At 46.6% G+C, this 23,003-nt stretch carries 14 protein-coding genes and 1 tRNA gene; 9 read left to right on the top strand and 6 right to left on the bottom strand.

All coding sequences use genetic code 11. From position 1 onward, the window contains the following. Positions 1–161: 161 nt before the first annotated feature. Both QUA00_RS31270 and cheB read left to right on the top strand, forming a co-directional pair. The gene (locus QUA00_RS31270) at positions 162–2,654 is read left to right on the top strand and encodes a hybrid sensor histidine kinase/response regulator (protein ID WP_333412271.1); all 2,493 of its coding nucleotides are present in this window, start codon (positions 162–164) and stop codon (positions 2,652–2,654) included. A gap of 156 nt (positions 2,655–2,810) precedes the next feature. Further along, complete coding sequence (gene cheB, locus QUA00_RS31265; protein WP_333412270.1) at positions 2,811–3,899, top strand: chemotaxis-specific protein-glutamate methyltransferase CheB; 1,089 nt, start codon at positions 2,811–2,813, stop codon at positions 3,897–3,899. A 246-nt stretch (positions 3,900–4,145) separates the two neighbouring features. On the opposite strand, the gene QUA00_RS31260 is transcribed toward cheB, so the two are convergent. After that, on the bottom strand, positions 4,146–4,532 hold the full coding sequence (locus QUA00_RS31260; protein ID WP_015175702.1) for a response regulator: 387 nt from the start codon (positions 4,530–4,532) through the stop codon (positions 4,146–4,148). Between the two features lie 741 nt (positions 4,533–5,273). Between QUA00_RS31260 and QUA00_RS31255 the strand changes: the two genes are divergently transcribed. Together QUA00_RS31255 and QUA00_RS31250 are read left to right on the top strand one after the other, a co-directional pair. After that, positions 5,274–8,081, top strand: coding sequence for a GAF domain-containing protein (locus tag QUA00_RS31255; RefSeq protein ID WP_333412269.1), 2,808 nt, complete (start codon positions 5,274–5,276; stop codon positions 8,079–8,081). A gap of 101 nt (positions 8,082–8,182) precedes the next feature. Then, a tRNA-Gln gene (locus QUA00_RS31250) sits at positions 8,183–8,254 on the top strand. 578 nt (positions 8,255–8,832) lie between these two features. Here the strand turns inward: QUA00_RS31250 and QUA00_RS31245 are convergent. Next, complete coding sequence (locus tag QUA00_RS31245) at positions 8,833–10,338, bottom strand: serine hydrolase (protein WP_333412268.1); 1,506 nt, start codon at positions 10,336–10,338, stop codon at positions 8,833–8,835. 179 nt (positions 10,339–10,517) lie between these two features. Here QUA00_RS31245 and QUA00_RS31240 point away from each other — a divergent pair, with 179 nt between their 5' ends. Next, positions 10,518–11,633 carry an N-acetylmuramoyl-L-alanine amidase-like domain-containing protein gene (locus QUA00_RS31240; protein ID WP_333412267.1) on the top strand — a complete coding sequence of 372 codons (1,116 nt, stop codon included), beginning with the start codon at positions 10,518–10,520 and terminating at the stop codon, positions 11,631–11,633. A 320-nt stretch (positions 11,634–11,953) separates the two neighbouring features. On the opposite strand, the gene QUA00_RS31235 is transcribed toward QUA00_RS31240, so the two are convergent. Beyond that, a complete protein-coding gene (locus tag QUA00_RS31235; RefSeq protein WP_333412266.1) occupies positions 11,954–13,351 on the bottom strand; it encodes a D-alanyl-D-alanine carboxypeptidase in 1,398 nt (465 codons plus the stop codon). Between the two features lie 331 nt (positions 13,352–13,682). Here QUA00_RS31235 and QUA00_RS31230 point away from each other — a divergent pair, with 331 nt between their 5' ends. Next, positions 13,683–14,873, top strand: coding sequence for a transposase (locus QUA00_RS31230; RefSeq protein WP_333143883.1), 1,191 nt, complete (start codon positions 13,683–13,685; stop codon positions 14,871–14,873). A gap of 35 nt (positions 14,874–14,908) precedes the next feature. On the opposite strand, the gene QUA00_RS31225 is transcribed toward QUA00_RS31230, so the two are convergent. After that, a complete protein-coding gene (locus QUA00_RS31225) occupies positions 14,909–15,244 on the bottom strand; it encodes a ribbon-helix-helix domain-containing protein (RefSeq protein WP_039886507.1) in 336 nt (111 codons plus the stop codon). 92 nt (positions 15,245–15,336) lie between these two features. Here QUA00_RS31225 and QUA00_RS31220 point away from each other — a divergent pair, with 92 nt between their 5' ends. From QUA00_RS31220 to QUA00_RS31210, 3 genes are all read left to right on the top strand, one after another. Further along, positions 15,337–15,591: a hypothetical protein gene (locus tag QUA00_RS31220; protein ID WP_333143882.1), complete on the top strand. Its 255-nt coding sequence runs from the start codon at positions 15,337–15,339 to the stop codon at positions 15,589–15,591. A gap of 236 nt (positions 15,592–15,827) precedes the next feature. Then, positions 15,828–16,343, top strand: a complete 516-nt coding sequence (locus QUA00_RS31215) for an HNH endonuclease (protein ID WP_190660760.1) — start codon at positions 15,828–15,830, stop codon at positions 16,341–16,343. A gap of 252 nt (positions 16,344–16,595) precedes the next feature. Further along, positions 16,596–16,994: an alr0857 family protein gene (locus QUA00_RS31210; protein WP_333412265.1), complete on the top strand. Its 399-nt coding sequence runs from the start codon at positions 16,596–16,598 to the stop codon at positions 16,992–16,994. Positions 16,995–17,104: 110 nt separating this feature from the next. On the opposite strand, the gene QUA00_RS31205 is transcribed toward QUA00_RS31210, so the two are convergent. Both QUA00_RS31205 and QUA00_RS31200 read right to left on the bottom strand, forming a co-directional pair. Continuing rightward, the gene (locus QUA00_RS31205; RefSeq protein ID WP_333412264.1) at positions 17,105–18,628 is read right to left on the bottom strand and encodes a CHAT domain-containing protein; all 1,524 of its coding nucleotides are present in this window, start codon (positions 18,626–18,628) and stop codon (positions 17,105–17,107) included. A 60-nt stretch (positions 18,629–18,688) separates the two neighbouring features. Beyond that, the gene (locus QUA00_RS31200; protein ID WP_333412263.1) at positions 18,689–22,921 is read right to left on the bottom strand and encodes an eIF2A-related protein; all 4,233 of its coding nucleotides are present in this window, start codon (positions 22,919–22,921) and stop codon (positions 18,689–18,691) included. Positions 22,922–23,003 lie beyond the last annotated feature (82 nt).

Below are 23,003 nucleotides of genomic sequence, written 5' to 3'. Positions count from 1 at the left end.
TCATTAGTCATTAGTCATTAGTCATTAGTCATTAGTCATTAGTCATTAGTCATTAGTCATTAGTCATTAGTCATTAGCAATCAACTGAGTAGTCAAGATAATTATCATTACCAATTGCCCATGAGCCATGCTCAATTACCTCTTACTCAAAAACATATATGATGATTGAAGATCAAGAACTTCGAGATGTATTTAAAGTCGCTAGTCAAGAACACTTACAGAAACTAGATGACGGATTGCTGTACTTAGAAGAACATCCAGACGACTTCGCTAAGTTAGAACAATTGTTGCGGGAAACCCATTCTCTTAAAGGTGATGCTGGGATGCTGGGAGTAAAAAATGTAGCATCTTTAGCTCATCAAATGGAGCATATTTTGGGAGGTGTCAAGCGGGGAGAAACTCCACTAAATTCAGATATTAGCGATCGACTTTCGCAAGGTTTAGAGGCCATCCGCAAACTCGTTAACGAAGCCGTTACCGGCCAAGATTCCGGCATTAATACATTTTATATCCTCGCTAGCATGATGGGTGCTTCTAGTCAGTTACAGCCACAGGCGGCCGCCTCAATAGTAGAGCCATCATCTTCACCAGTACCAGAACAACCGTTGGTAGAACCGCAATTTACTGAGCCTCCTACCCAACAACCAGAAACCAACGTTGAAAATTCAGAAGTCGTTAACTTAGAGAAGAATTCCTCTTTTTTACCCCGACAATCCCAGCCCGAATTTCCACTGCAAGCTCACAACTTGCCTGCACCTTCTGAACCCGCCCCTGCGTCGGCGTCGCAGTCGGCAGTTACTGCATCCTCTACCTCATCTTACCGCATTGAAACCATTCGCGTTGCTACTCAAAATTTAGACGATTTAATGACTCAAGCAGGGGAACTTACTGTCACAAAAACTCGGCTAGGACACCGAGTTGCAGAGCTCGAACAAATTACAACTTTGTGGGAAGAGTGGAGCCGAGAATATTTTGTAACGAGCTTGACTCTCGATCGGATGCAAATAGATGAAAACGGTATTAAAGCCAACGGTAAATTTAGCCAATTGCAGGATTACTATCAACGTACAGAAGAACGTTTAGAACGTCTCGGAACTTTAGTCAACCGCTTGAGAAATCGAGTTTATGAAGATACTGCCAGACTCGAATTAATCGCCGAGGCATTAGAATCAGGAATTCGCACTCTGAGACTGCTGCCTTTGTCTACTATTTTTAATTTATTTCCTCGAACTGTTCGAGACTTAGCGAAACGGGAAGGGAAAGAAGTTGCATTAGTGATTGAAGGAGGCGAAACTACAGCCGATAAACGCATTTTAGAGGAAATGAAAGACCCTTTAATGCACATGATTAGAAATGCGATCGACCACGGTATTGAAACTGTTGAGGAGCGGAAACAACTAGGTAAACCTCCCGTGGCTACTCTCCGAATCAAAGGCTATAATATTGCTAGCAATATTATTATTGAACTTGCTGATGATGGCCGGGGACTAAATCTAGAGAGCATTAAACAAACGGCTGTCAAACGTAATCTTTGTACGCTTGAACAACTGGCAGAAATGACAGAAAATCAAGTACAATCTTTAATTTTTACTCCGGGTTTTTCGACCAAAAAATTTGTTACCGAAGTTTCGGGCCGCGGGGTGGGCTTAGATGTAGTTCGCACTAATGTTGAAGCCCTAAAAGGTAGTATTCAAGTAGAGTCTTTGCCTGGAAAAGGATGCACTTTGAGGCTGCAAATCAGCACGTCTTTAGCTACAGCAAATGTATTAATTGTCGTAGTTGAAGACATTCCTTATGCTCTGCCAGTCGAGTTTGTAGACACGGCACAACAGGTGTCTCCGTCTGAGATATTTGCTATAGAAGGTAAGGAAACTATACTTTCAAAGGGTCAGCCTCTGTCAGTTGCTCATCTGACAGATTTACTAGAATTAAACACTAGACAAGGCTGGCAAAAGAATCGGTATTTGAGACAGGAAACCGGGAGTGAAAGTCTGATAAAAAATCAAAAATACTTCGTAAATTCCACTTCAAAAATGCCTTGTATTGTTTTGAAAGTAGGGGAGGAAAGATTGGGATTATTTGTAGATGCTTTGATAGACGAACAGGATGTGGTGATGAAACCTCAAAGTCAATTGCTGAAACGGGTGCGAAATGTTTCGGGTGCCACCATTCTCGCTACTGGGGAAGTTTGTATGGTACTCAATCCCCACGATTTGATAAAATCTGTACGCCAGCAAGTTTCGTCTCGTGGGGTTGGGAGTGCGCGATCGCAACTTGAGACTGCCAGCAGAAAACAAGTTATACTATTAGCAGAAGACTCGATCGCCACGCGCACTCAAGAAAAACGCATCCTGGAAGGTGCGGGTTACGAAGTTGTGACTGCAGTAGACGGGTTGGATGCTTTCCATAAATTGAAAACTCGCGATTTTGATGCTGTGATTTCTGACATACAAATGCCCAATTTAGACGGTTTGGCCCTGACTATTAAGATTCGGGAGCAAAAAGAATACAGTGAGTTGCCGATAATTTTAGTGACATCTTTGGCATCCGATGAAGATAAAAAAAGAGGTGCTGATGCGGGGGCAAATGCTTATATTCCTAAAGGTACTTTCAATCAAGATGTGCTGGTAGAGACACTAAAAAGGTTAGTGTAGTCATTAGTCATTAGTCATTAGTCATTAGTTATTAGCTATTTGTTATTTACTACCAATTAGCAAGGCCCAATGCCCTGTGTCTAGTGAAAAATTCCCCGTGCATGGATGCCGAATTTATCATTTCCCGTTCCCCATTCCCCATTTCCCAGCAAACTGATGTTATCGCCCATTAAACTATTGTTAGTTGAAGATTCTCCAGTAGTTACGCTCGTCCTCAAACGAATTTTTGAGTCCTCGCCAGACATCCAAGTTGTAGGAACCGCTTGCAACGGATTAGAAGGGCTAGAATTAATCCCCAAACTTCAGCCCCAAGTAATCTGTACGGATTTGAACATGGTACCAATGAACGGGTTAGAATTTACGGAAGAAGTAATGAAGAAATATCCGCTACCCATTTTAGTAATTAGTGCTTCAGTGCAAGCGAATGATACTCAGAATGTATTTCAACTGTTAAAGGCTGGTGCATTGGATGTTTTTCCGAAACCGATTGGCGGGTTGGTATCTGATTACGCTCGCCTCGCCAATCAATTAATAGCTAAAGTTAAAATCCTCTCAGGAGTTAAAGTATTTACACGGCATCAAAAAAAGATCCCAACAGAATATAATAATAATCAAGTTGTAAAAATCAACCAAGCACCAGTTGCTAATTACAAGTTCTCCAACGAAAATGTTAAATCTCCAACTATTAAAGTATTGGCTATAGGGGCTTCAACAGGGGGGCCGCAAGCACTGTACACGATTATTTCTAAACTTCCGGCTAGTTTTCCAGTGCCTATAATTTGTGTCCAGCACATCAGTGAAGGTTTTTTGCAAGGATTAGTTGATTGGCTAGGTAATGAATCAAAACTGCCTGTTAAGATAGCTTCTTTTGGGGAATTGCCACAAGCAGGGACTGTTTATTTCCCGCCGGAAAAACGTCATTTAGAATTGGACTCTCAAGGGCGATTTGTTTATTCAGAATCGGCTCATGTCGCGGGACACTGCCCTTCTGTAACGGTGACATTTAAGTCGGTAGCTAATTTTTATAGTCGGGCAGCAGCGGGGGTTTTGCTGACAGGAATGGGTAGAGATGGTGCTGACGGAATGTTGGCTATCGCCACACAAGGGGGGTTGACAATCGCCCAAGACGAAGCTAGCTGCATTGTCTTCGGAATGCCCAAGGAGGCGATCGCCCTCGGTGCCGCCCAATATGTTCTACCTGTCAGTGCGATCGCTCCCCTACTCCTGGCTAAATTAAAAATTTAGGACTTAAGCTGAAGTGCATTTAAATTGTAGAGTCAAATTTAAGAAAAGTCTTGTGGGGTGGGCGTCTCGCCCGCCCAAAAAATACAATTTAGATGCCCAACAGCTTACCTCGCAAATAGTGCAGAATACCCCGCCCCCCGACTTGTTAAAGAAGTCGAGGATCAGAGAGCGCGAGCCAAACTTTTTACTTCATTAATTACTCAAATTACTTCATTAATTACTCAAAACTGATTTTTTTTATTCCGATTATTTGATTTTGATAAACTTACCAATTACCTCGCGTAACTTATCAGCATCAAAAGGCTTAGTTAAATACTCTGTTGCTCCCGCCAAACGCCCCTGTACCTTATCAAAGGCTCCATCTCGCGCTGTCAGCATTACGATCGGCAAATTCTGAAACTGAGGCAAGCTCCGCACCGTGCGGCAGAGTTCCAATCCGTCAATACCAGGCATCGAAACATCGAGCAACAAAACCGAAATTTGTTCGTGATAAATCGTTGACAAAGCATCCACTGCATTGTCGGTTACGAGAACTCGAAACTCTTTGCTTAAGGCCTGTTTAACAAGTCCTTGCATCACGACGCTATCATCAACTGCCAAAATAGTTGGTACTTGACTGCTACTTGCAGACATATTCTTCTCCCTGTTTATTTATAGTTGTTGAAAATACCAAACATAATTCCCGCCGTCATTTTTTGAGAGTTGTCTCTGTGCAATAATTGTCAACCCCGTTGGAGCGTTAGTTGAAACTTTAGCCCGGTTTTTTTTACCTCAAGCCCAAAAAAAGGGATTGGGAGAGTGGTCGATCGGCAATTACAACAGTTGCAAAATGTGCATCCGGGCCCATAAACCCTAAAAGGTCGAGTTTGAACAACTCTTGTTACAAAGTTTAACATCTTACCAATCTTTTGTAATTCATCTCCTAACTGTAGTTGAACGGTCGGAATCGGCACAGCTCGGTAAAGGACACTGGTATTGTGGCACAAACCCCTGATTTAAATCTACCAGCAAGCCAGCTACCCACGATTAGACAAGTCTGTTAAAATACAATTAAACTGATTAAAAAATTAAAGGTAAGCAATAGTCATATATTTGGGAAAGCGGCTTCCTCCCAACAGAGGCTCTTAGATTTAGAGAGCCGGAGGTATTCAAAAGCATAGTCAACTGGAAGTATAATTTATATAGTCTTAGATCTGGGGTGCTCTAACTCCCATAACCCAAAAGTTTCCAGATCAGTCAAGAGGTTAGTCGGAATTTGGCGCAAGCAGCCTGCGCCGAATTTGCGCCCACAGTCTCCCATCACACAATTCATAGCTTGTTTTTCTCGAAAGTATTGAGAAGGGCGGTTGCCAGCAACTAGACGGGCAGTTACACATGATGAAAGCACCCTTGCCTCTTGATAAAAAAGTGTTCAAGCTCCATAACATTGACTTGTATCAGCTTCTCGGCTCTGCTCCAGACGCTTGCTTGGACAATTTGGTAGGTTTGGCAGCTCAGCTTAGCCGAACTCCTATTGCTTTCTTGAGCTTGATTGACGGAAACCGCCACTGGTTGAAGTCGCAGCTAGGTATCGATCGAACTTTGGCCCACCGTTACCTGAATTTTTGCGCTCGCGCCCTGGATCAAATTCCCGAAGAGTTCGCAGTCGGCTCAAACTCAAACTCGGAATTTGACCGGGCAATTCCCCTGCAAAAACCGCCAGTTGCTCCCGAATTGGCGATCGAACTCCCTATAAATTCCTTTAAAGGACTGCCTGCAGCCATTGTTCGAGACGCTTCCACAGATGTGAGATTTGGCGAGCATCCGCTGATCGTTTTCTACCCCTTCGTGAAATTTTACGCCGGAATCCCAGTTGTCAGCTCTGATGGGAATGTGCTGGGAGTGCTATCCGTCATGGACTCAGTGCCGCGAGACTTGACAAAAGAAACGATAGAAGCTATGCAAGCTTTGAGTCGGCAAGTTGCGAGTTTGGTGGAGCTGCGCTGGGAATTAGTCAAAGCCCAGAAACAGTTGCCAGAGGTAGAAGATATCACCTCCGACAGCCAGCAAATCTCGGAGTTAGTTTCTGGCTCGACCCGATCGAGCTGGCGTGCGGTACATACGCCACAGAGCAGCATGACAACAATATACGAAACAAAAAAGCTCCCGACGCTGGGGGAAACAGGCAAATCTCAATATGCGTGGGAAGCTTCAGCGGGCATCGGGGGCGCGGACGATACCCAACAAATCCGAGAAATCGTTGCCAGCCCCGGCGACACATCCGATCGCCAACTAACGGCCGCGTCCCTAAAAGAGCGAGCTCGCTTGGGAACGCTGCAAGCTAAAGTCGGTGCAGCCCTCGGACAAGGCGGGAAAATATCGTTCATCCTCAACCGCTGCACCGAGGCAATGGTAGAGTACCTCGACGCCACAGGGGCGAGCATCTGGACTTTCAACCAGCAGACAGAGCGGTTAGAATTGCAGGCAAATTCAGGACTTAGCAGCCAAGAGTGGGCACGGGAAATAGAAGATTGGGTGCGAACAGAAGCCGGAAACCTCCAAACGGCTCCTGTGTGCCTACTGTCGAACCCGTCTCTCTGCGCCGCCTATCCGCTGATTGTGGAGGATCGGTTGGTGGGAGTGATGGCTCTGTGCAGTAACGCTTTGGCAAGCGAGGGAGCGCTAGAAGTTCTGGGCTGCATGGCTAACGCCATCGCCGTGGCGATCGATCGCGTCACTGCCCGAGAAGAATTGTTGAGCCGCCGCGAAGCCCTGCTCTTCGGCCTCGCCAGCCAGATGCGGAATTCCCTCGATCTCGACAAAATTTTAGATACGGCTGTCAACGAAATTCGCAGCTTGTTGCAGGTTGACCAGTGCTACTTTTTGTGGTATTCCATCTCGCGAGACGGGCAGCCAAGCTTTGCAATCACCCACGAAGCGGCAAATCCCGAACTGAAAGACCGACTTACAGAATACCCGATCGAACAAGTAACCCTGCTGGCCGAGAAAATTAGCCACCGCCAAACGCTCCGGCTCGGCGACACTGCCACAGCACTGTGCATCGAACCGCCCACGCGAGCTTTTTTGAGCAGTATCGGGATTGTTTCTAACCTGCTGCTGCCTGTCAAGACTCGCTCCGGTCAAATGGGTGCTGTAGTTTGTAACCATTACAGCAGCCACCGTTCTTGGGCGACGAGCGAAGTGGAATTGCTGCAAGCGGTGGTGGATCAATTGGCGATCGCGATCGACCAAGCCGAACTCTACGCCCAAACCCGGGCGGCAGCCTTAGCAGCTCAAACTCAAGCCCGCCAACTTACGGAAACTTTGCTGCAGTTGCAGCAGAAAGAAGCTCAGCTCATCCAAAACGAAAAAATGTCCTCTCTCGGTCAAATGGTCGCCGGCGTCGCCCATGAAATTAACAATCCGGTTAATTTTATTTACGGCAACTTGACTTATTGCAAGCAGTACATGAAAAATCTGCTGGATTTGCTGCACTTGTATCAAAAGCACTACCCCGAGCCTTGCCCCGAAATACTCGACAAAAACGAAGAAATCGATGTTGAGTTCATAGTGCCGGATTTGCTGAAAATTCTGTCTTCAATAGAGATGGGAACTGAACGCATCCGCCAAATTGTCCTGTCTCTGCGGAACTTCGCACGGCACGACGAAGCCGAGATGAAGCCGGTGGACATTCACGAAGGGATTGACAGCACGCTGCTGATTTTGCAGAGTCGCTTGAAGTCAAACGGGCTAGTGCCGGGAATTGAGGTAATTAAAGACTACGGCAACTTGCCGAAGGTAGAGTGCTATCCCGGACAGCTCAACCAAGTATTTATGAATATTTTGGCGAATGCGATCGACTCTTTGGAAAATCAGCCTCCGCCCAAGACGATCAAAATCTCGACGGCGGTGGTGAACCCAGACTCGGAGGCTGATGAGTCAGGAAAGTCGAGGGGTCAAGTTGTGGTGATTCGGATTCAAGACAGCGGGCCCGGATTGCCCGAAAAAGCTAAATGCCACTTGTTTGACCCTTTCTTTACCACTAAACCTGTAGGCAAGGGTACGGGGCTCGGCTTGTCTATCAGCTACCAGATAGTGGTGGAAAAACACGGAGGAAGTTTGAAGTGTATCTCGGAACCGGGACAGGGAGCGGATTTCAGGATTGAAATCCCGGTAGCTCGCCCCCCTGCGAGCAAAGCATAAACCTGCAGGCGACGGGTTCCAAAAACATTTTTTAAATTTTATTGTCAAAATGCTTGACAGATTCCCGTGTCTGGGTGTTACTATATTAAATGTTGAGACGTTGGGGCGTCGCCAAGTGGTAAGGCAGCTGGTTTTGGTCCAGCCATTCAGAGGTTCGAATCCTTTCGCCCCAGTTAAATTGTATCCAGTAAATCAATTGTTAAACTCACCGTTTAGAGTTAGCGCTTGGCAGACGAGAGAAAAACGACTTCATTACGACAAACTTAATTAGCACTTGCTCATATCATGTCTGATCGAGTGACCGTGATTAAAAGGGCGGGTTTTTGAGATTGTCAATTATTGGCAGATATTTTTCGTGAACCCGCCCTTACCCTATTAAGGGTAATGGGCCGGACATAGTATCATAGGATATCAGAAACCGGATTTATTTATGCGGGTTTTAGCTAACCTAAAAGCATAGAGTTGTGGTCAAAAAATTGTTTTTTTTGGCCGCCAGTACCCATTTTTCGCAGAAACAGTTGTTTGTGCATAATCTCACTTCTGACCGCGCCGGAATTGTAAAATCGAGTCAACATTCAACACTCATATCAAATCCGGTTGCATTGGAATGATTAAACCGCTGTTGACGCAGAGAAAACAGAGGAAGAGAACAGAGAGACGAATAATTCCGATGCTACCCGATTGCATCTAACCATCATTCAGTTTTTCGACTAACAGTCAACAGTCAACAGTCAACAGGCACTACTCCATATCACTGCAAAGTGCTGGGGCCACGATCGTTTAGCCGATCGAAAACGTATCGGGAAATTGCCGGAAATGCTGTTTCGTCCTTGGCATAAGCCGGATCGTCTGCGAAAACAACTAAGATATAAATGGCGCGATCGTCTAAAGTTCTCACAAATGCCGCTTCGCTGCGGGATTTGGAAGTATAGCCTACTTTGGAACCAAAATAAATATTAGGTGGTAAAGATTCGCCGAGAAATCCTTGTATTGAGTTGAGAGGGTCTTTTTTCCAAGCCTTGGGGTCTAAGTCTCTCGTTAGCAAGTAAGCCATTTTGCGGCTGGCGACGCTGGAAACCGCTTGCCTAGTATAGATTTCATATATTAATCTGGCTGCTTGGTCGGTAGTTACTTGATTGCGAATCGGCACAGAAGCATCGCCCCGCAATTGCAAGTCGCGACCGATTGGCCCTTCTTGTCTTAAATAGTATATGGGATAATTTTTGGTGCTTATACGAAGATCATTGTAGCCGGCCGACTGGAAAAATGTGTTAATTTGAGTGCGCTTTTTCAGCCAGGTTTGCAACTCTTCTCCTGCGAGCCTGCCGCCGGATTTTGTATCTGTGATTTTGTCTAAAAGTCGGCTGGCAGCATCGTTATTGGAGACGCGCATCATTTGCTCTAGGTCGTTTTTAAAGGCAGATTCTCTTTGCGTAATGATGCCTTTTTCTATGGCTGCGTAAAACGCTGCCATCCAAAATAACTTGGCAACGCTAGCGGGAAATCGGAGAGTTTGATTTTGATATCCGGCAAATGTGTGACTTTGGGAATTGCTGACATCAAATAAGCTAATTGATAGCCGTTCAGCAGGCAGTCCTTTGCTGGTTGCAATTTTCACAGATTCATCAACAATCCCTTGCAATTCTTGAGAGTAAACTGGATTGGGAGGTGTTTTGATGTTGTAGCTAAAGGTAGGCTCGCTTTGACGATCGGCTAAATTTTCCGATGGTTCAATTGTCGGAGGCGAGAGTGTTTCTTGAGGCGAGACGGCCTGTTGAGGCAATATGACTGGCGGTTCTGGGGCACGGCGAATTCTGAACGGTATTGTGACAATCCAACCGATCGCGATCGCCCCGGCGATTAAACACAAAATGTTACGGTATTTTAGCCGAGAAAATTTCGTCCTCACTCGGCGACGAGATGGCACTGGGCCTTCGCTGCTTTGGCGTCGGCGTCCGACGGGGCGCTGGCTGCTTTGGCGTCGGGATTGGATTAGACCTGTTGCATGAATCTTTGCTCGATCGGTCAACCGCAGATACAAGGCAGATGAACGCAGATTAACCCAGATAATTCCCAGAATTGAGAGCGACTTTTGCAAGAGGTCTATGGGGCGTCGGGTCGGGATTGGGCGACGACGAGATAGCACTGGGCGCTCGGTGCTTTGGCGTCGGGACTGGAATGGGCGCTCGGTGCTTTGGCGTCGGGACTCGATTGGGGGTTGCGGCCCGATGGGGCGGCGTCGGCGTTCTACTTGCATTACAGTTTTGTGCTATCAAACTCGCACGATCAGTTTATAATAGGGCGGCATCTAAATGACAAGTGTATCGATCTAGTCCGCTGTTGCCAAGTTTATCTGTCTACTAGGCTGATTGAGACTTCTAGTAATTGTAAAATTTTCAGGATAGCACTGAGTTGAAGCAAAATCCTTTGAAAAACATGAGAAATTTTTGGAGTCTGGCTGTTTTGGGATTTGCGATCGTCGGCGTGAATAATTCTTTGATACCTGATGTTTGGGCATTTCAGTCTCAATCTGCTACGGGATATGTTGTCGATCGACAAACAGCAGGACAGGGCGCGGATGTAGCGTTTTCCTTGACGGGAAAAAGCGAAAATCTGGAGATAACAAACAAGCAAACTGTTTCCAGTTTTCCGAGTATGTTGTGGGACTTCAACAATTTAGCGGAAATTTCCTATTCCGAATTGCTGAAAGTGCTGGCGAGACGATCGGACTCAAATAATTCAAATAACACGGAGAGAGAAACCGCTGCACAACCTGAAGACATAGCACGTTTTGAACAGGTTGTACAGTATGCAAAACAACAAAATTTGCACGATCGCTCGATCGGAGAAATCGTCCAGGCGATCGCCAATAATTTCCTAGGGAAGCCCTACGCCGCTGGTTTGCTGGACAAATCCGGCGAAGAAAAGTTGATCGTAACTTTGAATAAATTTGATTGCGTTTTATTTGTAGAAACCGTTTTGGCGATCGCCAGGGGCGTAGCAGTACAAGATTACGACTATCAAAACTTTGTAAATCGCATAGAAGAACAGCGGTATTTAAACGGTAAAATGAACGGTTATTGCAGCAGATTGCACTATTTTTCCGACTGGATTAACGACAATCAAAAACGGCAAACTGTGGAAAATATCACCGCCGAATTAGGCGGAGTGCCCATGAATAAAACACTAAATTTCATGAGTCAGCACCGCAGCAGTTACCCGCAAATGCTCAAAGACGAAGCAACTTATCAGTGCATAGTCAGCCAAGAAGCAGACTTAGCCAAAACTCCTGTTAATTACATCCCCACAAATCGGATAAAAAGTGTTTATTCTCAGTTAAAACCGGGGGATATTGTAGCGGTAGCCACCGATGTTAAAGGATTGGATGTCACCCACACAGGTTTAGTCTACCGCAATGCGGACGGCAATATGGGTTTAATTCACGCTTCGCCGGCTGGGGAGGTAACAGTTGCTTACGACTTACAGAGATATATTAGCAGAGTCGAAAGTGCGATCGGCATTGTAGTCGCTAGGGCAAAAACCCCTAATTAAATTAGTTTGTACTCCTAGGTTGCATCAGCTTGCATTATTTTAGCTAAAAATTCCACTTTTCTGTGCTGACACACCCTACAAACTAAAGAAACCGGATTTTTTGCTGAATTTGCGGGTGACAAGGCGTCTTTTTGTAAAAAAAACCGGTTTCTGGGCCCCCATGCGTAAGCCTCCAATCATATCGTTTCCGGTTGCATCGGAATAATAAAATCGAGTCAACACTTAACACTCAACCATTGAGTTTTTCCACCCCTCCTTCTACAGTCAACAGTCTACAGTCAACAGTCAACAATCATGTATGAGTGCAACCGGAATTGATATCAATTGACAATTTCGCTGCGAGATACCTTACTCTTTCTAGCAGGATTTGGCGTTAATTCCGGCGGCGAAACTTGAACACTTCCCCACTCATTCAAAAAGCTTTTCAGCAAAACCTCTTGCTGAGTGCGAAATGTCTCGACATTTGCCCCTCCATTCATAATCACAAACCACACAGTTTCTTGTTTTTGAGTTGGCAGCGCTCCGCCCAAAGCGCTAACATTATCCAAGGTGCCAGATTTGACTACTGCTAATTTTGGAAGCGCCCGTTCTGCCAGTATTCCTTCATCTTTCCCAACTACAGTTAAGACATCAGCAACTGTCATGCTGTAAGGTTCAAGATAGCGTTCTAAAGCTAGAAATAGCGCGCAAGCAGCCCGGGGAGAAATGAGATTTTCTTCGCTCAATCCCGAACCGTTGACGAGTTGAATTTCTGCGGGAGGAACTCCGGTTGCTGCTGCTGCTTTTTGCGCGACTGTTTTAGCGCCACCGACAGTATCAGCTAGCATATCTGCCATGAGATTGTTGCTGTACTGATTCATTTTTTTGATCAGTTCAGCCAGGGGCAAAGAATAATGTTTGACTAAAGGCTGCACGTCATTGGGAGGTGCTGACAAAACTTGTACAGTACCCTCAATTGCTATTTGGGGTTTTGGCGTATTTGGAGGCAGTGTTTGATACTGGGCGGCGGCTTCCCTGGGCCAGATTTGACTGTTCAATCCTTGTTTGAGCAATTCTCCCGATTTGAGGGGATCAAGTTCAAAGTTCATGTAAAACTTATCGACAATTATCAAATTGCCACTGACTCGCTTGATGCCTTTTTGATTTAAGGCGTTACCGAGGGCGATCGCCTCTTCCCAAACAAACAACGGATCTTCGCTTCCGCCCACAATTAAATCGCCTTTTAATACGCCGTTTTCAATTTTTCCCGTTGTACCAATTAAGGTAATAAATTGATGTTCCGGCCCGAATTGTTGCAGCGCTACGAGAGATGTTGCTACTTTGGTAATAGAAGCGGCTGACAGAGGAACGGTACCTTGATGATTGGCTAGCAAAGTATTGCCAGATTGCATCCAGACGCCTTGGTTTTCTTTGGCAAAACCTTGGGCTGCCAAGCCGTTGAGATATTGCTGGATTTTGGTATTTGTGGGGGTTTCGGGATTGGTAGCAGAGACTATTAAGGGCTGAGGCTGACTTGGTTTAACTGGCGGCGGGGAAGATTCAGCTACAGGAGAGGGAGATGCAAGTTGAGGTGATTCAGTAGCTGCACATCCGGCAATAATTGTGAGAAGGGCGATCGAACTCGCAGCAGTCAAGTAGCGGTTTTTCAGCATTACTTTAATTTTTTTCATCATAATGTACGATCGTCTGTTCGGCACGCCCGATGGAAAGTTTAGCATTCTTCTCGCGCGTGGGGCGAGCCTCCGGATCTGCATTACCAAACTCCCGAACCGCTAAAATTGCCTATCTTCTTCCTTCTCCATCTTTCTTCGCGCACTTCGCGTCTTCGCGGTTCGTTAAATATATCTCCTTGAAATGCTTCGGAAACCCATCTTCAGCGCCTGGGGCCTTCACCCCAGGCCGATCGCTCTCACAAATTTTCGATAAACTGGTTTATCAAAAAACTGGGTTGAAAACCCCGTCCTTCTAGGACGGCTTTAATTGTAACTTTTCATTACGCCATACTCCGTTTTGTGCTGATTGCGGTAGCATAAGAGTGGAGGTAGAGCCATGCTCGTTTTTGAGTTTAAATCTTACGGAAAATCAAGTCAGTTCAAAGCAGTAGACGAAGCAATTCGTACCGCTCAATTTGTCCGCAATAGCTGTTTGCGCTATTGGATGGACAATCCCAAAAAGAACAAATACGACTTGAATAAATATTGTGCTGTACTGGCAGCTACGTTTCCGTTTGCTGACGAACTCAACTCAATGGCAAGACAATCAAGTGCTGAACGTGCTTGGGCAGCTATCTCCCGATTTTACGAAAACTGCAAGAAGAAGATTCCTGGTAAAAAAGGGTATCCAAAGTTCCAGCGAGACTGTCGCTCGGTAGAGTACAAGTCAACCGGATGGAAGGTTGCAGATGACAGAAAGTCGATAACTTTCACGGATAAAAAAGGAATTGGCAAACTCAAACTCAAAGGCACACGCGACCTGCATTTTTACCAAATCAACCAAATAAAACGGGTTCGATTGGTAAAACGTGCGGATGGTGTGTACGTCCAGTTCTGTATTGATGTTGACCGAAAGGAAAATACAGCGCCGACAGGTAATACTATTGGATTGGATGTCGGGCTAAAAGAATATTACACCGATTCAAACGGAATCAAGGTTGAAAATCCTAGGTTTCTGAGGAAAGGTGAACGTGTTCTCAAACGCAGTCAACGTCGGGTATCTAGAAAAGTCAAAGGTTCAAAGAATAGAGGCAAAGCTCGACAGATTCTTGGTAAGCGCCATCTCAAAATAAGCAGGCAACGTAAAGACCATGCCCTAAAGTTGGCAAGGTGCGTCACTCAGTCCAACGACTTGATAGCCTACGAAGATTTGAGAATCAAAAATATGGTGCAGAATCACTGTCTCGCCAAGTCTATTAACGACGCATCTTGGTATCAATTCCGTGTCTGGCTTGAATATTTTGGAAAAGTATTCGAGCGGGTAACGGTTGCGGTAAATCCGCAATATACCAGTCAAGAATGCTCTAGTTGTGGTGAAATTGTCAAAAAAACTCTATCTACTAGAACCCACGCTTGTAAATGTGGGTGCTTGTTAGATAGAGACGAGAACGCAGCTAGAATAATCCTAAGTCGGGGATTGAGTACGGTAGGGCATACCGGAACTCTTGCACTAGATGCAAATAACGCTTCGGGAGAATTGTCCTCTACTTTCGTTGGAGAAATCCAATTAGAGCAAGTCAGCTCGTAGATAGAAGAATCCTCATGCCTTCAGGCCCAGGAGTGTCAACCAGCCATACTCCCTATACTCAGCGGCACCATTTCGCCGTGCATCGTCAGGCCTAATAACATCGGGCCGCCCGGTCGGATCAACTCTCCTGTAAGCGCGCAGCGTTCCTCCTGCTGTGCTGTGGCATTAATGCTAGCTCGAATATCCGATCGAGAAAACATCTGCCGATACTCTCCAGACTTCTGCTGCACGTAATTCCAGAGCAAATCTCGAATCAAAGCTTGATAGCCTTGATTGCCCGCGAGTTCTTTGAGTCTCTCCTTGAGCTCTCTTTCGAGTCGAATGCTGGTCACTTCCATTTCGGTGGTTGAGGTTCTAGGTAGGGTATGCATAATTTTTCTCCGTGACGGGTGGACATATGTGTAATATCAGTGTAGTATGTTTACAGCTAGATTGAAAGCCTCTTAACCACCTTCTGCCTGCTGTGAAATTTCTCCCCACCTACTCCACCTATCAACTGAAGTGCGATCGCCCCACGGGTCGCTCCGAGTCGTCACGGCACGTCTTTAGCACGGGTTTTGCGACTGTCGCAGCGACCTCGTGGGCGGGCTTGGGCCTAATTAAACCCGGTTATAGTGGATTAGGAGAAATTGCAGAAATTAATTACAACGAGGTAGACCAGCACGGTCGGCAAGTGGCACAGCCATATCGAGAGACGCGAAGCGGGAGGTACAGCTAAACTACTGTACCAAGACAGGATGAAAATTTGCATGAACGCAGTTTTTCTAGCCCCCGCTTCTAAGTAAGAGAAGCGGGGGCATTTGATTGGATATTTGAGAAATTCGATCCGCTTGGGGAACTGGGAAAAAACCAGATGTAGCCAATGCAGGCGTTGCACCGAAAATTCCAAATCCCAAATCCCAAATCTAAAATCTAAAATCTAAAATCTAAAATCCAAATGAGGAGGAGCAAGCCGTGACCGTAGTAACTGATGTATTGAGGCAATCTGTGGTGGTGTTTTCTCAGAATTACCTACCAATGAGCCGTGTCAACATCAAACGGGCGATCGTACTGTTGGTAACAGGCAAGGCTGAACCTCTTGATTTTAGCATTGGCAACGGCTGGCTGGTGCGATCGCCCAGCACCAGCATCCACGTACCCGAACAAATCCGCTTGACTTTTGGTAACAGGGAACGCCTGTGGAAAGTACCCCCGGTTAATCGCCGGGAAGTTCTGCGCCGCGACGCTCATTCTTGCCAATACTGCGGTAGCAATCGGCATTTGACGCTGGATCACGTGATGCCTCGATCGAAGGGCGGCCCGCATACTTGGGACAATGTGGTGACTGCTTGCGAACGGTGCAACTCTCGTAAGGGCGATCGAACTCCCATAGAAGCTGGAATGTCTCTGCGAACTAAGCCGAAGGCCCCCATACACCCCACTGTTGCTTTTGCCGAACTGTTTTGGCACGAATACCAAATTGGGGAATAGGGCATGGGGCATGGGGCATGGGGCATGGGGCATGGGGGATTGGTAATTGGTAATTGGTAATAGCTAATAGTTAATAGCTAATTCAGTCCTGTAATTGAAAAGGATTTTAGTTCGGAATAGCAAACTTTTCATTCCGACCTATCCAATGCCCAATGCCCCATGCCCAATGCCCAATTCCCAATCCCCAATTCCCGATCGCCAATTTTCAATTACCAATTTTTAACTTTCAATTCCAAATTTAGGGCTGTCAATATGCTGAAGTTGACTTATACTGAAACGGGCTTTAACCTAGAGCGTTTGGCTCAATCTCCCGAACAGTTAGTGGCGCTGCGAGTGGTGCTGGCTATGCGAGTTGGTCAAAGCATCAGCGTCGAACCGAGCACTGCGGCATTTTTGCTGCCCGCGAATTTGCCGGCGCTGCCTCTATTGGAATCTGAGGCGCGCCGAAACGACAATGATGCGATCGCCCTTTGTGTTGCTGATGCTGACTTTGTAGAAGTTACTTTGCGCGGTACGTGGATTTCTGGCGAGTCTGAGGGGGCTGACGGCGTGTTTGCGACTGTGTTGGGCGATCGGGCAGAGCTCTTGCTGCTCAAACTCTGGCTCGAAACTCAGGCTGCTGCGGAGGTTGTCGGGGAAGTCGGCGATTAATATCGGATCTGGAAGGAAGAGGGAACAAGGAAGAGGGAAGAAGCAAGAAGGAAATATTTTCTTCATGTCGCACTCCCCCACTTTCTCCCCCTCTCCCGCCAGAAGCGCACTCAATTCCATTCTCCTTGCAGCCCAAAAGCAGCCCAATAATAAGGAGATTGCCATTCTGAAACCTGTAGCACTTCGATTTGCGCCGATCGCAGTGCCGCAGCAGGCGCCAATTTATCTTGGAGCATTTTTTTGTAAAATCGTGTCATCAACTCAGAAGTTACTTGGTCGTCAACACTCCACAGAGAAACCACCACACGCGGCGCCCCCGCATACATAAACCCTCTCGTCAAACCCACCAACCCTTCTCCCTTAATGTCTTTTCCCAAACCCGTCTGACACGCGCTCAGCACCACCAATTCGGCCGGTAAATTGAGATTGAAAATATCATTCAGTCGCAAGTAGCCATTTTGTAACGAGCCTTTCTCATCAACTAAAGAAAGCACCAATCCCGATAATTCTGGATGTTTGCTATTAGCAAATCCGTGGGTAGCGAAATGAACAATGCGATATTGAGATAAATCGGGAGCGGTTGCCGTGGTACGATTAGCCGTAAAGTCAAACGCTTGTTTTTCCAAATCATCAGGAACCAAAGCCAGGATTTGCTCAGCTTCAGTTCGCGAGAAAGGTAGGCGAGTCCAATAAATATTAGCCTCTGATGCCGATCTCTGTAATTGTTGCGCTTCCACTGGCAGATTTTCAACAGTTTGATTCTTGGCTACAGGCGATGTACTCGTGCCTTTGAGCCGTTCATCATCAGTGCTAAAAACAGGATCGGCAAACAAGGCGATCGCCTTTGGAGCCGGTTGACGAGTCCCCATATCCCGCCGCAGAATAGCCAGAGTTGAAGCAGAAGGCAGATTAACAATTTCATGCTTAACTATTAGCGGCGCTTCAGATTCTTCCAGAGTAAGAGCACTGAAAGGAATGTATTGCAAGGCCCCATCCGCAACAATTAGCAAGCGCTTGTTGCCCAACTCAGAAGCAACTGGAGCGAGGATCATTTGGCTCAGAAGTTCAGCAGATTCAGCAACCATTTGAGGAGAGGTTCTCGTGGTCTCTTTGGTTAAAGTATCGCGGAAATTCTTAGCCGTGGCTTCAATCTCGGTGCGAGAAGGGAGTTCGTAACTGGTGAAAGAAGTTTTCGTCACCGCCCACAAATAACTGCGTTCCTCACCCAGAGAATATTCTAAAAGTAGCGTATTGTCATCGAGTACCTGTTGTTGAATTTGTGGCAAATTGAGAGGTTCGGGATATTTTAAATCAGCGTAACGAGGACTGCTGGCGCGAATTTTAGCTTCTAGTTGAGCAAGTTCCTTGAGAACCGTGTCGATTTTTTGTTGAATTTCATCCAGAGATTCTTGGCTAGATTTAGCGATGACAATTTGGTATTTGCGATTCTGAAAATCACTGAGTTGTTGTTGCAAATTTTGTTCTTGTGCTAGCAGTTGCGGGTCAACACCTTGGCGAATATTTGCGCTGGCTTCGCTGAGGAGTTCAAGCAGACTGCGGGCACGAGCACGTTCGCTAGCATGAAAGGCTTGGGCGTCGTACCCTTTATCGGGATTTTTCAGGTGCAGTTGCATCAACAAATCGATGTAAAACTGGTAATAATCTTGGTTGCGGGCAAAGTAAGACTGGCGCAGTTATTGGCTACCGATTTGAGTGCGGAGGTTTTCAATAATATTAATTGCGGTTTCAATTTCGGTTTTGGCAACTGTGAGGTTATTTTGTTGGCGGTTTAAGAGGGCTTGATTGTAGATGATGTGCGCTTCTTCTGTTTTGTAACCGAGTTGTTGGGATAAAGATAAGGCTTGGTTGTAGTTTTCAAGGGCGGTAGAATTCTGACCTAAAGCAGCTTGTATTTTTCCCATTTGATTGAGAACGGTGGTTTCTTTTACTTTGTCGTTTAAGTGTCGGGAGATGCTCAGTGCTTGGTTGTAGGCATTTAAGGCAGTTGACCATTCTTTTGAAGCGATGTAGGTGCTACCAATGCCAGCTAAGGCAGTAGCTTCGGCTGCTAAATTAACTGCGGGTCGAGAGATGACTAGAGCTTTGTTGTAGGAGTCTAGGGCATTTTTCCAGTTTCCTGTAGCAGCGTGAATATTACCAATGTTGTTGAGGGTGTTGGCGACTGTCGCTTGGTCATTTAATTGATAGAATAAGGGCAAAGCTTGGTTATAGTAATCCAGGGCGCTTGGAGGATCAGCTAAATCGATGTAAAGTTGACCAAAACTGTTGATAATAGCGGCTTCTTCGGCTTTGGCACCGGCTTGTTTTGATAAGGGTAATGCTTGATTGTAGGAGTCTAGGGCAGATTGAAATTGTCCGAAATGGGCGTAAATTTTACCCATTGAAAGGAGAGTGCGTGTGGCTTGGGCGTAGTTTCTATCTGCACGATAAAGTGCGAGGGCTTCTTCTAACTTTCCCAGTGCAAGTTGTTTAGATTCGACTGTGCTTTGGCTAGAAAGTTGAGTTCCTTTGATAAATGCTACTTCAGCAGCAGAAACTTTTATCCCAACTGATAAATCCCACAGGCGAGCAGTTCTATCACTACTAACAGTGAGGATTTGGCGACCATCAGGGCTAAATTTTGCATGGTTGAGCCCATCCTCATGTCCTCGAAATATCGCTAGAAGATGGCCTTTTGCATCCCACAAACGGGCGGTTTGATCCTCACTAGCGGTGAGGATTTGCCGGCCATCGGGACTAAATACGGCGCTGTTGACAGAACTGTCATGATCTCGCAATACTGCTAGGAGATTGCCAGAAATATCCCACAGGCGGGAAAGTCTATCGTTACTGGTGATCAGGATTTGATTGCCATCGGGGCTAAATACTACACTCTCATCGTGACTGGAACCTTTATCTACATCCTTCTGTCCCCGAAACTCTGCCTTGAGATTGCCTTTGGTATCCCACAGGCGGGCATTTCCGTGGAAATCACTGCCTAGAGTTAGAATTTGGCGACCATCTGGGGTAAAGATTGCACTTTCGACACTCGTCTCATGCCCCCGAAACTCTGCCTTGAGATTGCCTTTGGTATCCCACAGACGGGCGGTTTTGTCTAAACTGGCAGTGAGGATTTGCCGGCCATCGGGACTAAAGACTGCACTGTTGACATCAATCTCATGTCCTTGGAATATAGCCTTGAGATTGCCTTTGGTATCCCACAGGCGGGCGGTGTTATCACTACTAGCAGTGAGAATTTGACGACCGTCCGGGCTAAATACTGCACTTTCGATTCTATGATCACGGCCCTGAAACTCACTTAGGAGATTGCCTTTGTTATCCCACAGGCGAACGGTTTTATCGCTGGCGGTGATGATTTGCCGACCATCAGGGCTAAATACGGCGCTTTCAACAGAATACTTGTGTCCCTGGAACTCGGTGAGGATATTGCCTTTGATATCCCACAGGCGAACGGTTTTATCGGTGGCGGTGAGAATTTGGCGGCCATCTGGGCTAAATACGGCACGCTTGACTCCATACTTATCGTGCCGTAACTCTGCTAGTTGAGCGCTATTTTTAGATACGCTTTCCCGAAAAGTTTGCAGCGCTGCCATTTGCTCGGCTTGGGCAGCAATTGCTACTGATACATCCCACAGACGGGCGGTGCCATCATCACTGGCAGTGAGGATTTGACTACCATCGGGGCTAAATACTGCACCGAAACCTCTTTCATGCCCTCGGAACACAGCCAGGAGATTACCTTTGGTATCCCATAAGCGGGCGATACCAGGGTCGATTCCATTTGCAGCATCATTACTGATAATGAGAACTTGGCTGCCGTCGGGACTAAAAACTGCACTGTAGAAATATTTTTCATCTCCCCGAAACTCTGTCAAGAGATTGCCTTTGGTATCCCACAAGCGAGCAGTTTCAGCCCAAGCATAGGTGAGGATTTGCTTCCCGTCGGGGCTAAATACGGCTGTTGTGAGTCTCTCTCTATGCCCCCGGAACTCAGCTAGAAGATTGCCTTTGAGATCCCACAGGCGGGCGGTTTCATCATCGCTGGCAGTGAGGATTTGACTACCATCGGGGCTAAATAGTGCACTTCTGACCCCCTTCTCATGCCCCCGAAACTCTACCAGGAGATTACCTTTGAGATCCCACAGGCGGGCTTTTTTATCGTTACTAGCAGTAAGGATTTGCCGGCCATCTGGACTAAATACCGCACTTGTGGCTATTCCCCCCCATACTTTCTCAGGTGGTTGCAACTCAGCTAGGAGATTACCTTTAAGATCCCACAGGCGGGCGGTATCATCACCACCACCATTACCACCAGCGGTGAGAATTTGGCGACCATCGGGGCTAAATTTTGCACTGTAGATTCCTAAAGAGCCACTCCCCCGCAACTGAGCCAGGAGATTGCCTTGGGTATCCCACAAACGGGTAGTGCTATCATTCGCATCAACACTACCAAAACTAATGGTGAGGATTTGACGACCATCGGGGCTAAATATTGCGCGGCTGAGCCCCTCCTGCCCCTGGAACTCGGTTAGGAGATTGCCTTTGAGATCCCACAGACGGGCTTTTTTATCCTGACTAGCGGTGAGGATGTGCCTGGTATCGGGACTAAATACGGCACTGAGGACATCACTATTGTGCCCTCGGAATATTGCCAGTTGAGCGTTATTTTTGGACACGCCTTCCTGAAGGCTTTCCTTGACAGCTATTTGCTCGGATTCGGCAGCAATTGCGGCTGACACATCCCACAGGCGGGCGATTTTATCCCAACCTAATGTGATGATTTGCCGGCCATCGGGACTAAATACTCCCCAGACGAGATCCTTATGCCCCCGCAATTTTGCCAACAGATTGCCTTTGGTATCCCAAATTTGAGCAGTTCCATCCATACTACTGGTAAGGATTTGGCGACCATCCGGGCTAAATCCTGTTGCAATCGAGACAGAACTCCAGTGGGAATCTCCATGCTGCCCGAACACAGCGAGGAGATTGCCTTTGGTATCCCAAACTCGGACTTGCCTACTATAGGTTAGGATTTGCCGACCATCGGGGCTAAATATTGCATTTTGGACATGATTTTCATGCCCCTGGAACTCGGTTAGGAGATTACCGTTGGTATCCCACAGGCGGGCAGTTTTATCTAGACTAGCGGTGAGGATTTGCCGTCCATCGGGACTAAAGACTGCATTGGCGACACGATCCTTATGCCCCTGGAATTCTTTGAGAAGATTGCCTTTGATATCCCATAAGCGGGCAGTTCCATCCGAACCGACAGTAAAGATTTGGCGACCATTAGGGCTAAATACAGCTTTTGGGCGGACTGGTGCGCTAATTCTTGCTTTATGCCCCTGGAATTCTTTGAGAAGATTGCCTTTGATATCCCACAACCTGACGGTTTCATTCCCAAAGTTACTACTGGTTAGGATTTTAGAACCATCGGGACTAAACACGGCACTTATAACTTCACCCCGCTCCTGATCCCCCCGGAACTCTTTGAGGAGATTGCCTTTGATATCCCATAAGCGGACTCCATACTCAGTAGTAGTGAGAATTTGGCCGCCATCAGGACTAAATATGGCTGTACTGAATCTGGTTCCTGGGAAGCCTCCCGATCTACTTGCCGCTTTATCTCCCTGGAACATAACTAGGAGATTGCCTTTGGTATCCCACAAGCGGGCGGTTTGATCGGCACTAGCGGTAAGAATTTGCCGACCATCGGGGCTAAATACTGCACTTATGACTCTCCCCTTATCCCCCACAAACATGGCGACTTGCCCGCCAAATGCTTGCACGGGTTGCTGCGTTGCTGATGGGTTGGGTTTTTCTGTTGTTGGTGACTGGGATGGTGGGGCAATCCTGGGTTGGCTGCTGATGGGGATGCTGTAGGTAGTAGCGAATACAACTCCCATCACCACAGGGAGCTAGTCCCTAGGTAGCGAATAAATAGACAAAATGATACACTTATAGACAAATATGCGGTGTACCATTTTG

It is taken from the genome of Microcoleus sp. T2B6 (assembly GCF_036700475.1).
GTDB lineage: Bacteria > Cyanobacteriota > Cyanobacteriia > Cyanobacteriales > Microcoleaceae > Microcoleus.
Note: the sequence above shows the minus strand (reverse complement) of the source record. Positions and strands in the feature narration are given on the sequence as shown.

Excerpts from the sequence above, each read along its gene's own strand:
- QUA00_RS31200 (WP_333412263.1), bottom strand. The coding sequence starts at position 22,921 with ATGGGAGTTGTATTCGCTACTACCTACAGCATCCCCATCAGCAGCCAA.
- QUA00_RS31245 (WP_333412268.1), bottom strand. The coding sequence starts at position 10,338 with ATGCAAGTAGAACGCCGACGCCGCCCCATCGGGCCGCAACCCCCAATC.
- QUA00_RS31260 (WP_015175702.1), bottom strand. The coding sequence starts at position 4,532 with ATGTCTGCAAGTAGCAGTCAAGTACCAACTATTTTGGCAGTTGATGAT.
- QUA00_RS31270 (WP_333412271.1), top strand. The coding sequence starts at position 162 with ATGATTGAAGATCAAGAACTTCGAGATGTATTTAAAGTCGCTAGTCAA.
- QUA00_RS31225 (WP_039886507.1), bottom strand. The coding sequence starts at position 15,244 with ATGCATACCCTACCTAGAACCTCAACCACCGAAATGGAAGTGACCAGC.
- QUA00_RS31235 (WP_333412266.1), bottom strand. The coding sequence starts at position 13,351 with ATGCTAAACTTTCCATCGGGCGTGCCGAACAGACGATCGTACATTATG.
- QUA00_RS31210 (WP_333412265.1), top strand. The coding sequence starts at position 16,596 with ATGCTGAAGTTGACTTATACTGAAACGGGCTTTAACCTAGAGCGTTTG.
- QUA00_RS31205 (WP_333412264.1), bottom strand. The coding sequence starts at position 18,628 with ATGCAACTGCACCTGAAAAATCCCGATAAAGGGTACGACGCCCAAGCC.
- cheB (WP_333412270.1), top strand. The coding sequence starts at position 2,811 with ATGTTATCGCCCATTAAACTATTGTTAGTTGAAGATTCTCCAGTAGTT.
- QUA00_RS31255 (WP_333412269.1), top strand. The coding sequence starts at position 5,274 with ATGATGAAAGCACCCTTGCCTCTTGATAAAAAAGTGTTCAAGCTCCAT.
- QUA00_RS31240 (WP_333412267.1), top strand. The coding sequence starts at position 10,518 with ATGAGAAATTTTTGGAGTCTGGCTGTTTTGGGATTTGCGATCGTCGGC.
- QUA00_RS31230 (WP_333143883.1), top strand. The coding sequence starts at position 13,683 with ATGCTCGTTTTTGAGTTTAAATCTTACGGAAAATCAAGTCAGTTCAAA.